We start from the raw sequence: 11,531 nt of genomic DNA, 5'->3' as shown, positions 1-11,531 counted from the left end.
GCGAGCGCGCCGCGGCGCGCCTGCGCGAGACGCCGTGGCGCGTGAACGCCCGGGTGTCGGGGCCGTGGCTGCGCCAGGGTCCGCTCGCGCTGCCTCCCGTGGTGCGTCGGCCGCTGGACGCGGCGCTACACCGGGGCGCGCTCACGCTGCGCGGGTACGACCGCACTCTGCGACTGGCGTGGACGATTGCCGACCTCGCCGGCCACGCCGCGCCCACCGTGCACGACATCGGCCGGGCGCTGTTCATGAAGAAGGGGATCATGCAATGACTGTTCTCGACCCGAGCGACCCAGCCTGGCGCGACCGGGCGGCGGCGGTGTGCGACCGCCCGGCGAACGACGGGCTCGCCGAAGAGCTGGTCGCCCGCGCCATGTGGAGCTGCCTCGTGGAGCCGGGCGACCGCGTCGCGGGGCAACTCGTGGACGCGCACGGGGCCGTCGTCGCGGTGCGCGCCGTGCAGCAGCGGGCGCCCGACCCCCGCGTCCCGAGGGCCGCCGGCATCGGGGGCCGCGAGTGGACGGCCGCGCTCGAGCGCTGGCGGCCGCGGATGGCTGCGAACGCCGTGGTCGGCGCGCTCGAGACGGCGGCGCGCTCCGGCATCCGGCTGCTCGTCCCGGGCGACGAGCGTTGGCCCGCCGCCTTGCGCGACCTCGGCGACCACGCGCCGCTGTGCCTGTGGGTGCGCGGACGGCTCGAGGCGATGGCCGACGCGAAGCCCGCGGTCGCCCTCGTCGGCGCTCGGGCCGCGTCGGGGTACGGCGAGTACGTCGCGGTCGACCTCGCCGCGGAGCTGGCGTCTCGCGGCGTGGCGATCGTGTCGGGAGCCGCCTACGGCATCGACGGCGCTGCGCACCGTGCGGCGCTCGCCGCGGGCGGGCTGACGGTCGCGCTGCTGGCGGGAGGGGCCGACCGGCCCTACCCGGCGGGGAACACGAACCTCATCGAGCGCATCGCGGCCTCGGGCGGGGCGGTCGTGAGCGAGGCGCCGTGCGGCGGGACGCCCACGAAATGGCGGTTTTTGCAGCGGAACAGGCTGATTTCCGCGCTGGCGGGCGCTGTCGTCGTGGTGGAGGCGGGATGGCGCAGCGGATCGCTCAACACGGCGCACCACGCTGCCGAGCTGGGAAGGCCTCTGGGCGCGGTGCCCGGCCCGATCACGAGCGCCGCCTCGGCCGGGTGCCACCGGCTGCTGCGCGAGAACGACGCGACGTGCGTCACCGGCGCCGACGACGTGATGGAGATGCTCGGCGCCACGCCGCCCTCGCGCCGGGTCGAGGGCTCCCCGCGCACCGACGACCGCACGCGGGTGCTCGATGCCCTCGGCCCTCGCGCGCCGCGCAGCGTCACAGAGGTGGCGCGACGCAGCGGGATGTCGGTGGCCGACGCCGAGGGACTGCTCGGCCTGCTGTCGCTCGAGGGAAGGGTGGAGAGCATCGACCGCGGATGGCGTCTTGCCGGGTCGCGCCCCCGGTCGCCCCGCCAGCCGTAGGCGAGACGACACACGGCGGACCACCTATCCCGTTTTGGCCAGATCAGAAACGTTCGCGCGGTCAGGGCGTTCCCGGCGAGCTCGTCCTGACTGCGCGAGATCAGGATGTTTCGGGAACGCGAGATCGGCACGCCGAACAGGTGCGCGATCCCGCGCGCGAAACGCGGGCATGCTGGGACGCATGGACCTCGCCGCGGCGATCGACGCGTACACGCTCCACGCGGCGCGCGTGCGGAGGCTCTCGCCCGCGACGGTCCGCGCGTACGCGTCCGACCTGCGCGACCTTGCGCGCACGCTTGCGGACGACATGCCGCTGGAGGACGTGGAGCTCGAGCACCTGCGCGAGTGGCAGTGGCGCGCGACGCAACGCGGCGACGCGAGGTCGACGCTCGCGCGGCGCGCCGCGGCGGCGCGCGGCTTCTTCGGCTGGGCGGTCGAGGAGGGCATGCTCGCGGTCGATCCCACGCTGCGGTTGGTGACGCCCAAGCGTGGCCGGCCCTTGCCGAAGGTGGCGACGGCGCCGTCGATGAGCGGCGTGCTCGAGGCCTTGGCGGCGCGGGCGGCAGGCGGCGACGGGCTCGCGCTGCGAGACCACGCGATCGTCGAGCTGCTGTACGCGGCCGGCATCCGCGTGGCCGAGCTGTGCGGGCTCGACCTCGACGACCTCGACCTCGGGCGCCGCACGGCGCGCGTGCTCGGCAAAGGCGCGAAGGAGCGGGTCGTGCCGTTCGGCGAGCCCGCGCGCCGCGCGCTGGACGCGTACCTCGTGCGCGGGCGTCCGCCGCTTGCCGCGCGCCGGGCGGAAGACGTCGGCCCCGGGCGCGCGGCATCCGCCCTCTTCCTCGGCGCGCGCGGCGGCCGCGTGTCGCCTCGCGCCGTGTACGACGTCGTCGCCCGCGAGGTCGGCCCCGCGCTGGGCTCGTCGGCGGTCGGGCCGCACACCCTGCGGCATTCCGCCGCCACCCACATGCTCGACGGCGGGGCGGACCTGCGCACCGTCCAAGAGCTGCTCGGGCACGCTAGCCTCGGCACGACCCAGCTGTACACCCACGTCTCCGCCGAGCGCCTCGCCGCGACCTACCGGCTCGCCCACCCCCGGGCGTGACGGGCGGGCGCCGCGGGCTGCTCGCGCCGCCTTGGCGACCGCTTGAGTTTCGCCAGATCAGGGGATTTCGCGTGCTCAGGGCGTCTTCCGGCGGATCGGCCTGACTACGCGAGATCAGGAGATTTCGGGAAGGGCGGGCTGAGGCCGCCAGCCACCTCGGCAGGGACGGCGCCGCGGCCTGGGCCGCGCGCACCTCAGCAGCAGGGGAGGAGCACCGCGCGCGGCAGTCCGCCGAACAGCAGCAGCGGGTTGATGTACTCGCCGTGCAGCCGCACGCCGAAGTGCACGCGCCCCGGCAGCGCGTGCCCGCCCACCGATAGCGTTCCGACGCTATCGCCACGGGCCACCGCGGCACCGGGCTCCAGCTCCGACTCCACCGGCTCGAGCGTGGTGACAAGGCCGTCGCCGTGGTCGATCGTCAGCACGCCGCGGCCGGCGACCTGGCCCGAGAACGCGACGGCGCCGCTCGCCGGCGCCCGCACGTCGTCGCCACCCGCCAGCGGCAGCAGGTCGATGCCGCGGTGGCCGGGGCCGTACTCGTGCGCCGGAGCGATGAACGGCCGGTCGACTCGGAAGGGCGACTCGACCGGCCACGACCACTTCTCGGCGGTCTCGATGCGCGCGGTCTCCGAGGTGTCGTCGGCACTCGCGGCCGCCCCCGACACCAGAAGCGACCAGGCCAGCACGACGGCGCCGAGCGACGCGCGGAGGGGAGAGGATGTCTTCGCCATCTGTCCAGGGTGCGCCCGCCGTCACGACCGCGGGCGCGGGATCGGGGCGATTGTGGAATGCCGGCCCGCCGCGCGAGGCTGTGCAGGAAGGCACGGCTGATACACTGGACGAGCACTCCGTTCGCGGGGTGACTACGCGTGCCCAGAGCCGCCCTCCGCGAGGGCGGCGGCATCCACTCCCAACGGTCTCTCCCCGCACGGGGCGAGTGGGCGTGAGCCGGGCACTAGGCTCGCCCGTCGCACGACGAGGCGGAACAACCGCAACCCGGCGCGGACGCGCCAAGAACAGGAGAACGGCCATGGCCGTCGTCACCATCCGCCAGCTGCTGGACAGCGGCGTTCACTTCGGACACCAGACGCGTCGGTGGAACCCGAAAGTCAAGCGCTTCATCCTCACCGAGCGCAGCGGCATCCACATCATCGACCTGCAGCAGTCGCTGGCGTACATCGACCGCGCGTACGAGTTCGTCAAGGAGACCGTGGCCCACGGCGGAACGATCCTCTTCGTCGGCACGAAGAAGCAGGCCCAAGAGGTGCTCGCCGAGCAGGCCACCCGCGTGGGCCAGCCCTACGTGAACCAGCGCTGGCTGGGCGGGCTGCTCACCAACTTCGCGACGGTGTCCAAGCGCCTCGCCCGCATGAAGGAGCTCGAGGAGCTCGATTACGACGACCCGGCATCGAGCGGCCTGACCAAGAAGGAGCTCTTGCTGAAAAAGCGCGAGCTCGACAAGCTGCACAAGTCGCTGGGCGGCATCCGCAACCTCAGCAAGACGCCGTCGGCCCTGTGGGTCGTCGACGCCAAGCGCGAGCACCTCGCCATCGACGAGGCGCGCAAGCTCGGCATCCCAGTGATCGGCATCCTCGACACGAACGCCGACCCCGACGACTTCCAGTACCCGATCCCGGGCAACGACGACGCGATCCGCTCGGTCGCGCTGCTCACGCGCATCGTCGCGGACGCCGCGGCGGACGGCCTCATTCAGCGCCACCAGCCCGCCGACGAGGCCGAGGACGCCGAGCCGCTGGCCGAGTGGGAGCGTGAGCTGCTCGAGCAGGCCGCGCCTGAGCAGGCCGCGCCGGAGCAGGCGACGGATGCCGCCGAGGCCGAGGCCGAGGTCGTCGCCGAAGAGCAGGCCGCCGAAGAGCAGGCTGTGACCGAGCCCGACGCCGCGGGCGCCGAAGCGCACGACGAGGCCGTTGCGGCCGCCGCGGACGAGCCGGCCGAGGCCGTCGACGCCGAGGCCAAGGCCGAGGAAGCTTAAGACGCACTCCACCCGGCGAGGTCGCGCACAGCGGCCTCGCCGCGGCATCCCCCAGACACACACGCAACACTGAACTGGACACGATCCAGGGCAAGGAGACGCCAGATATGGCCAACTTCACCATCGCCGACATCAAGGCGCTGCGCGAGCAGCTCGGCACCGGGCTCGTCGACACCAAGAAGGCGCTCGAGGAGGCCGACGGCGACCTCGAGAAGGCCGTCGAGATCCTGCGCCTGAAGGGCGCGAAGGGCAACGCCAAGCGCGCCGACCGCTCCACGAGCGAGGGCCTCGTCGTCGCGCGCGAGCAGGACGGCTCCGTCACTCTCGTCGAGCTCGCGTGCGAGACCGACTTCGTCGCCAAGAACGAGCGGTTCATCGCTCTGGCCGAGAAGGTCGCCGACGCCGCGGCGGCCGCCGGCGCCGACTCGGCTGATGCCGCCCTGGCGGCCGCGGCGGACGGCGCAACCGTCGAGCAGCTCATCGCCGACGAGGCTGCCATCATCGGCGAGAAGGTCGTGCTGCGCCGCGCCCGCACGCTGGCCGGCGACGCGTTCGAGGTCTACCTGCACAAGACGAGCAAGGACCTGCCGCCCCAGATCGGCGTTGTCGTCGCCTACACCGGGGACGACGCCGAGACCGCCCGCTCGATCGCGCAGCACATCTCGTTCGCCAACCCGACGTACCTGTCGCGCGAGGACGTGCCGGCGGACGAGGTGGAGAAGGAGCGTCAGATCGTGACCGAGATCTCCCGCAACGAGGGCAAGCCGGAGGCCGCGCTGCCGAAGATCGTCGAAGGCCGCGTGAACGCCTTCTTCAAGCAGGTCGCCCTGCTCGACCAGGACTATGCGAAGGACAACAAGCTGTCGGTCGCTCAGGTCGCGAAAAACGCCGGCATTACGGTCACTGACTTCGCCCGCTTCAAGGTCGGCGCTTAAGCCGCCGGAGGGGCCCGCATCGACCACGGTGCGGGCCTCTGCCTTGTCGGCCCACTAGTTTGTACTGTGACGAGAAGAGGACTCACGTGAGCCACGAAGCGACCGGCCGCCGCCGCGTTCTGCTGAAACTGTCCGGCGAGGCCTTCGGCGGGGGACAGCTCGGAGTCAATCCCGACATCGTCAGCGAGATCGCGCGCGAGATCGCCGCGGCGGTGGACCGTGTCGAGGTTGCGGTCGTCGTCGGCGGCGGAAACTTCTTCCGCGGCGCCGAGCTCAGCCAGCGCGGGATGGATCGCGGCCGCGCCGACTACATGGGCATGCTGGGCACCGTCATGAACGCCCTCGCTCTGCAGGACTTCCTCGAGCAGGCGGGCGCGGCGACCCGAGTGCAGTCGGCCATCGCGATGACGCAGGTCGCCGAGCCGTACATTCCACGCCGCGCCGAGCGCCACCTCGCCAAGGGCCGGGTCGTGATCTTCGGCGCGGGAGCCGGGCTGCCGTACTTCTCCACCGACACGGTCGCCGCGCAGCGGGCGCTCGAGATCGGCGCGGAGGAAGTGCTCGTCGCCAAGAACGGCGTCGACGGCGTCTACACGGCAGATCCGAACAAGGACCAGTCCGCCGTCAGGCTCGAGCGCGTCACCTACAACGAGGCGTTGCAGCGAGGCCTGAAGGTCGTCGACTCCACGGCCTTCAGCCTGTGCATGGACAATCGCATGGATATGAGGGTGTTCGGCATGGAGCCGACGGGCAACGTCACGCGGGCGCTCCTGGGCGAGTCGATCGGCACGCTCGTCACGGCCTGAGCCGTAGAATCGAGCCTTGAACCTGACGAATGGAGTGACCGTGATCGCGGACGTGCTGGCCGATGCCACTACTCGCATGGACCGAGCCGTCGAGGGCGCGAAGGACGACTTCGCCACGGTGCGCACAGGGCGGGCCAATCCCCAGCTGTTCCAGAAGCTGCTCGTCGACTACTACGGCTCGCCGACACCGCTGGCGCAACTGGCGTCGCTGAACAATCCGGAAGCGCGGATGCTCGTGGTCACTCCGTACGACAAGTCGGCGCTGAAGGCGATCGAGCAGGCGATCCGCGACGCGCCGAACCTGGGCGCGAACCCCACGAACGACGGCAACATCATCCGCGTGTCGATGCCGGAGCTCACCGAGGAGCGCCGCAAGGAGTTCGTCAAGCTGGTGCGCTCCAAGGCGGAGGACGCCAAGGTGCACGTGCGCGGCATCCGTCGCAAGGCGAAGGACGACCTCGACGAGCTCAAGAGCGAGATCGGCGAGGACGACGTCGCTCGCGCCGAGAAGGAACTGGACGCCCTCACGCGCACGCACGTCGACCTGATCGACGAGGCGCTCAAGCGCAAAGAGGCCGAGCTGCTCGAGGTCTGACGCCTCCATGTCCCCACCAGCTGACGGCACTCCGGACCCACAGCCTCCGCTGACCCGCCGAGAGGCGTCGATCGCACGCCAGCGCGACGCCGGCGCGCACGACCCGACGGCGGTGTTCCACGAGTCGGTGCGCGCGGCGCGCTCGGAGATCGAGCACCAAGTCGCGCATGCGCGCGAGCAGTTCGAGGAGGCCAACGAGCGGATCAAGCAGCGTACCGGCCGCGACCTGATCGTGGCGATCGTGATCGGACTCGCCATCGGCGGAGTGGTCATCGCCACCCTCGTCTTTTTGAAGTGGGTGTTCGTCGCGCTCGCACTGGCCGCATGTGTGCTCGGCACCATCGAGCTGGTGCGCGCGTTCCAGGCGGACGACCGCCGGGTCGACCTCGCGCCGCAGGTGGCGATGGGATCGCTCCTGGTGCTCTCCGGGGTGTTCGTCGGCCACGCCCTGCACTGGGTGATCCTGTTCGCGGCGATTGCCGTGGTGGTGGTCTGGCGCCTGATCGCGCAGATGTCGGCGAAGGACGGACGCGTCTACGGAAACGTCCTCAGAGACGTGCTCGCCGGCGTGCTCATCCAGGTCTACATCCCCTTCCTCGCCAGTGTGTGCGTGGCGTTGCTGCGCCAGGACAGCGGCGAGTGGTGGGTGCTCGCGTTCATCATCGTCGCCGTTGCCGCCGACACCGGCGCCTACATCGCGGGAATCTCCTTCGGCAAGCACCCGATGGCGCCGCGCATCAGCCCGAAGAAGACATGGGAGGGCTTCGCGGGCGCGGTCGTGGCCGCCGTCGGCGCCGGGCTTCTGCTTGCCCAGTTCATGCTGCATTTGCCGCTGTGGTGCGGCGCGGTGTTCGGCGCCGCGATCCTCGTGTCGGCGACCATCGGCGATCTCGGCGAGTCGATGCTCAAGCGCGACCTCGGGATCAAGGACATGAGCTCGTGGCTGCCCGGCCACGGCGGTGTGCTCGACCGGCTGGACTCCATCCTGCTCTCCACGGTGCCGGCGTTGGCGCTGTACTTCCTCTTCTCACCGTTGGGGGTCTCATGACATCCGATCAGCTCCACGACGCCGAGCCCGCTGCGCCGGCCATGTTCCCTGACGCCGTCGGCAGGCAGAAGGGCTACGAGAAGCGCGCGGTGGACGCCTTCCTCGCCGGGGCGCGTGCCGCCTTCGAGGGCGGGACCGGCTCGGAGGTCACCAGCGCCACCGTCCGCGAGGCGACGTTCCCGATCGTCAAGCACGGCTACTCCATCGTGGCCGTGGACGCCGCGATGGGGCGCATCGAGGACGCGTTTGCGGCTCGCGAGCGCGAAGACGGCATCGCCGACGTCGGTGTCGAGGGCTGGGTGGAGCGCGCGCGCGGGAGCGCTCAGGAGATCTTGGACCGGCTGGGCCGGCCGGACGGACGTCGCTTCGACCGGGCGGGCGGGCTTCGGTACGGCTACCGGATCGACGAAGTCGACCTCGTGGCCCGAAAACTGATCGGCTACTTCGAGCGTGGCGAGCCGGTCACCGCCGACCAAGTGCGGCAGGCCGCCTTCCGCATGCAGCGCCGCGGCTACCGCGAGGAGCAGGTGGATGCGCTGCTGGACGCGGTTGTCGAGGTCATGCTCGCGGTGGGCTGACGGCGCGGATGCCGCATCCAGGTTCCGTCGGTAGAATCGCGGCATTGTGACTGTGCCCGACAGGATTGTCCCCGCCACCCGGCGCGCCGCGCGAGCTGCGCGAGCCGCGGGCAACGCGGCGGTCGATGTGGAGCCGGTTCCCGCGCGGGCCCGCGAGAACGTGCGGTGGTCGCGCCAGCACCGGGTCGTCAGCGTGTTCGCCGCGTTCGCGGCTCTCGGTCTTGCCGCGGCGTACGTCGGGCCGATGGGCGCCGCGATCGCCGAGCCCGTCCCCGCCTCCTCGTCGCTGTATGCGAGCGCGGTCGACTCCGCGCAGTCGATCCAGCCCCTCGACGAGGCCGCGAAAGTGTCGTTGCAGCGCGAGGGCTACGCCGTGTATGTCAAGCCGACGCCGACGCCTACCCCGACGGCCACCGAGTCCGGTGGGACCACCGCGCTGTACACGGGCGGCGGGTCGAAGACCGAGTGGCTGCGCGCCGCCGGCATCGCGGAGAGCGACTGGGGATACGTCGACTACATCGTCAAGCACGAGAGCGGCTGGAATCCGAACGCGACCAACGCCTCCTCCGGCGCGTGCGGGCTCGTGCAGGCGTTGCCGTGCAGCAAGGTGCCCGGCAACGGCTACGACCCGGTCGACAACCTCAAGTGGGCGGACGGCTATGCGAAAGGCCGTTACGGCAGTTGGGGTGCGGCGTATGCCTTCTGGACCAGCAACCACTGGTGGTGAGCAGCGCAGCATGCCCCGCGCTCATCGGAGACGCTCGCAACCGCCGTCCGACGACTCGCTCGACCGGTTTCTCGCCGGGTTCGCGCGCGCGGAGACGCGACGCGGCGGCGAGTGGACCGTGCAGCCCGTCTCCGCGCGGCGAGCGCAGAAGGTGTACCGCTGCCCGGGATGCGGGCGCGACATCGCTCCCGGCATCGCCCACGTCGTGACCTGGCGGGCGGATGGCGTGCTGGGCGACGCGGCAGACCTCGCTGCGCGGCGGCACTGGCACACGGGCTGTTGGAGGACGGCATGACGATCGAGATCCGCGGCGCTGTGCAGTTGCCCGCTCGACGCGAGGAGATCGAGCTGCGCACGGCAGACGGGCTGACCCTCGTCGGCGAGCTCGCGCTGCCCGAGTCGCGCGACCCCGTCGCGACGCTGGTGACGTTGCATCCCCTGCCGACGGCGGGCGGCTTCATGGACTCGCACATCCTGCGCAAAGCCGCGGCCCGCCTGCCCGCCCTCGCCGATCTGGCGGTGTTGCGCTTCAACACGCGGGGGACCGCTTCCCCGCGCGGCACGAGCGAGGGCGCGTTCGACGGCGGCCGGGCGGAGGCCTTCGACGTCTCGGCGGCGATGGACCTCGTGCGCGAGCGTTCGCTGCCGCATCCTTGGCTCGTCGGCTGGTCGTTTGGCACCGAGCTGGCGCTCAAACACGGCCGCGAGCACGAGGTCGACGGCGTCGTGCTGCTCTCGCCCCCGCTGCACCGCACGACGCCGGACGAGCTTGCGGCATGGGCGGGCGACGAGCGCCCCATCGTGGTGCTCGTGCCCGAGCTCGACGACTACCTGCGCCCGGCGGAGGCGGCCGAGCGCTTCGCCGCCATCCCGCACGCGACGCTGATCCCCGTCGAAGGGGGAAGGCACTTGTGGGTGGGCGAGAAGCAGACGCTGCGGGTGCTCAGCGAGATCGTGGGCGTGGTGAACCCGGCGGCGCTGCCGTTGCCGACCGAGTGGCCGAGCGGTCCCTGACCGGGTCGAAGCGGTCCCTGAGCCTGTCGAAGCGGTCCCTGAGCCTGTCGAAGCGGTCCCTGAGCCTGTCGAAGGGCTAGCGCTCGTTCTGCCGCGGGATCACCACCTGGCGGTAGATGATGAGGATGCTCGCGGCGACCGGGATCGCGATCAGCGCGCCCAGCAGGCCGAGGAGGGCTCCGCCGGACAGCGCGGCGATCACGACGACCGCCCCCGGCACCGACACCGCGCGGCTCATGATCCTCGGGGAGATGATGTATGCCTCGATCTGCATGTAGACGAGGTAGTAGATGCCCGCGATGAGCGCGGTGGTGGGCGAGCCCACGCCCGGAACCAGACACGTCAGCACGATGATCGTCGAGCCGGTGAGCGTTCCCACGAGCGGGATCAGCGAGAAGAAGAATGCCACCACCGCGAGCACGGCGGGGAACGGGGCGTTGATGATCGCGAGGAAGATCGCGCTGAGGACGCCGTTGATGACGCCGAGCGTCACTTGGCCCATGACGTAGTAGCCCACGGAGTCGGTGATCTGCTCTGCGAGGCCGGTGAAGCGGTCGCGCTTGGAGGCCGGCACGAGCTGGTACACGGCCCGCTTGAGCGACGGCGTGGACGCTGTCAGGTAGATGGTCAGGATCAGCACGATGAAGGCGCCGAACAGGCCCGAGACGAGGCCGAAGCCGGCGTTGATCACGCTGCTGGTGATGGAGTCCAGATTGGCCAGAAGCCACTCTTGGAGGTTGGTGAGCGCCTCGGTGAGGAAGCCGGGCGATATCCCGGGAAAGACGCCGGCGAGCCAGCCGTTGACGTCTTCCACGAACTGGGGGAACGTGCGGCTCTGCAGAAAGTCCTGGACCGTGCCCACGAGCTGGCTGATCTGGCTGACGATGATCGGCACGACCATGAGCACGATCCCCGCGAAGATGGCGAGCACGCCGAGCACCGTCACCAGCACCGCCGCCCACCGGGGCAGCTTCCGCCGCTCCAGCCAGCCCACGATCGGGTCGAGGCCGAGCGAGAGGAACAGCGCAGTGCCGATGTAGAGCAGAATCGTCGACAGCGTCTGGACGCTGCCGATCAGCACAACGCCGAGGCCGACTCCGAGCGTTGCGACGAACGCCGTCCGAAACGGGTTCGTGAACTTCATCGCACTCCGATCGCGCAAGCATCCAGTCGTCCCGTCAGGATATCCGCCCGAGCCTTCCGGACCGTGCCGCCACCCCCTCCATGGTGTCTTTCAGGTC

General features: G+C 71.1%; 13 protein-coding genes and 1 pseudogene. 12 read left to right on the top strand and 2 right to left on the bottom strand.

Translation table 11 applies throughout. From position 1 onward, the window contains the following. The 3 genes and pseudogenes from QM611_RS06005 to QM611_RS05995 form a co-directional block, all read left to right on the top strand. Window positions 1–269 (top strand): annotated as a pseudogene (locus QM611_RS06005) (ATP-binding protein); the annotation flags it as partial. Beyond that, window positions 266–1,489 carry a DNA-processing protein DprA gene (gene dprA / locus QM611_RS06000; RefSeq protein WP_415078992.1) on the top strand — a complete coding sequence of 408 codons (1,224 nt, stop codon included), beginning with the start codon at window positions 266–268 and terminating at the stop codon, window positions 1,487–1,489. The pseudogene QM611_RS06005 and the gene dprA, both read left to right, overlap by 4 nt. Window positions 1,490–1,670: 181 nt before the next feature. Beyond that, the gene (locus QM611_RS05995; protein WP_415078996.1) at window positions 1,671–2,594 is read left to right on the top strand and encodes a tyrosine-type recombinase/integrase; all 924 of its coding nucleotides are present in this window, start codon (window positions 1,671–1,673) and stop codon (window positions 2,592–2,594) included. A 194-nt stretch (window positions 2,595–2,788) separates the two neighbouring features. Here the strand turns inward: QM611_RS05995 and QM611_RS05990 are convergent, their stop codons facing one another. Further along, a complete protein-coding gene (locus tag QM611_RS05990; RefSeq protein WP_415078991.1) occupies window positions 2,789–3,325 on the bottom strand; it encodes a murein hydrolase activator EnvC family protein in 537 nt (178 codons plus the stop codon). A 299-nt stretch (window positions 3,326–3,624) separates the two neighbouring features. Between QM611_RS05990 and rpsB the strand changes: the two genes are divergently transcribed. The 9 genes from rpsB to QM611_RS05945 all read left to right on the top strand — a co-directional run bounded on the left by rpsB (window position 3,625) and on the right by QM611_RS05945 (window position 10,290). After that, window positions 3,625–4,587 (top strand): 30S ribosomal protein S2, encoded by a 963-nt coding sequence (gene rpsB / locus QM611_RS05985; RefSeq protein ID WP_415078990.1) that lies wholly within the window; start codon window positions 3,625–3,627, stop codon window positions 4,585–4,587. A gap of 107 nt (window positions 4,588–4,694) precedes the next feature. After that, window positions 4,695–5,522 carry a translation elongation factor Ts gene (tsf, locus tag QM611_RS05980; RefSeq protein WP_415078989.1) on the top strand — a complete coding sequence of 276 codons (828 nt, stop codon included), beginning with the start codon at window positions 4,695–4,697 and terminating at the stop codon, window positions 5,520–5,522. An 86-nt stretch (window positions 5,523–5,608) separates the two neighbouring features. Next, on the top strand, window positions 5,609–6,328 hold the full coding sequence (gene pyrH / locus QM611_RS05975; protein ID WP_415078988.1) for a UMP kinase: 720 nt from the start codon (window positions 5,609–5,611) through the stop codon (window positions 6,326–6,328). A gap of 40 nt (window positions 6,329–6,368) precedes the next feature. Continuing rightward, a complete protein-coding gene (frr, locus tag QM611_RS05970; RefSeq protein WP_415078995.1) occupies window positions 6,369–6,923 on the top strand; it encodes a ribosome recycling factor in 555 nt (184 codons plus the stop codon). A 7-nt stretch (window positions 6,924–6,930) separates the two neighbouring features. Beyond that, the gene (locus tag QM611_RS05965) at window positions 6,931–7,971 is read left to right on the top strand and encodes a phosphatidate cytidylyltransferase (protein WP_415078987.1); all 1,041 of its coding nucleotides are present in this window, start codon (window positions 6,931–6,933) and stop codon (window positions 7,969–7,971) included. Further along, on the top strand, window positions 7,968–8,549 hold the full coding sequence (locus QM611_RS05960; protein WP_415078986.1) for a DivIVA domain-containing protein: 582 nt from the start codon (window positions 7,968–7,970) through the stop codon (window positions 8,547–8,549). Before QM611_RS05965 ends, QM611_RS05960 begins: the two co-directional genes overlap by 4 nt. Window positions 8,550–8,595: 46 nt before the next feature. Then, the gene (locus QM611_RS05955) at window positions 8,596–9,276 is read left to right on the top strand and encodes a transglycosylase SLT domain-containing protein (RefSeq protein WP_415078985.1); all 681 of its coding nucleotides are present in this window, start codon (window positions 8,596–8,598) and stop codon (window positions 9,274–9,276) included. Between the two features lie 10 nt (window positions 9,277–9,286). Continuing rightward, window positions 9,287–9,571, top strand: a complete 285-nt coding sequence (locus QM611_RS05950; RefSeq protein WP_415078984.1) for a hypothetical protein — start codon at window positions 9,287–9,289, stop codon at window positions 9,569–9,571. Further along, the gene (locus QM611_RS05945; protein ID WP_415078983.1) at window positions 9,568–10,290 is read left to right on the top strand and encodes an alpha/beta hydrolase; all 723 of its coding nucleotides are present in this window, start codon (window positions 9,568–9,570) and stop codon (window positions 10,288–10,290) included. The genes QM611_RS05950 and QM611_RS05945 overlap by 4 nt, the downstream gene beginning before the upstream one ends. A 76-nt stretch (window positions 10,291–10,366) precedes the next feature. Here QM611_RS05945 and QM611_RS05940 read toward each other — a convergent pair whose 3' ends face one another. After that, window positions 10,367–11,434, bottom strand: coding sequence for an AI-2E family transporter (locus QM611_RS05940; protein ID WP_415078982.1), 1,068 nt, complete (start codon window positions 11,432–11,434; stop codon window positions 10,367–10,369). Window positions 11,435–11,531 lie beyond the last annotated feature (97 nt).

The sequence above is a fragment of the Microbacterium sp. genome (genome assembly GCF_047606685.1).
Taxonomy (GTDB): Bacteria; Actinomycetota; Actinomycetes; order Actinomycetales; family Microbacteriaceae; genus Microbacterium.
This window is presented reverse-complemented; position numbering and strand designations above follow the sequence as displayed.

What these genes read in the sequence shown, in the direction of transcription:
- tsf (WP_415078989.1), top strand. Translation starts at nt 4,695, where the DNA reads ATGGCCAACTTCACCATCGCCGACATCAAGGCGCTGCGCGAGCAGCTC.
- QM611_RS05950 (WP_415078984.1), top strand. Translation starts at nt 9,287, where the DNA reads ATGCCCCGCGCTCATCGGAGACGCTCGCAACCGCCGTCCGACGACTCG.
- QM611_RS05995 (WP_415078996.1), top strand. Translation starts at nt 1,671, where the DNA reads ATGGACCTCGCCGCGGCGATCGACGCGTACACGCTCCACGCGGCGCGC.
- dprA (WP_415078992.1), top strand. Translation starts at nt 266, where the DNA reads ATGACTGTTCTCGACCCGAGCGACCCAGCCTGGCGCGACCGGGCGGCG.
- QM611_RS05940 (WP_415078982.1), bottom strand. Translation starts at nt 11,434, where the DNA reads ATGAAGTTCACGAACCCGTTTCGGACGGCGTTCGTCGCAACGCTCGGA.
- QM611_RS05965 (WP_415078987.1), top strand. Translation starts at nt 6,931, where the DNA reads ATGTCCCCACCAGCTGACGGCACTCCGGACCCACAGCCTCCGCTGACC.
- QM611_RS05945 (WP_415078983.1), top strand. Translation starts at nt 9,568, where the DNA reads ATGACGATCGAGATCCGCGGCGCTGTGCAGTTGCCCGCTCGACGCGAG.
- rpsB (WP_415078990.1), top strand. Translation starts at nt 3,625, where the DNA reads ATGGCCGTCGTCACCATCCGCCAGCTGCTGGACAGCGGCGTTCACTTC.
- QM611_RS05990 (WP_415078991.1), bottom strand. Translation starts at nt 3,325, where the DNA reads ATGGCGAAGACATCCTCTCCCCTCCGCGCGTCGCTCGGCGCCGTCGTG.
- QM611_RS05960 (WP_415078986.1), top strand. Translation starts at nt 7,968, where the DNA reads ATGACATCCGATCAGCTCCACGACGCCGAGCCCGCTGCGCCGGCCATG.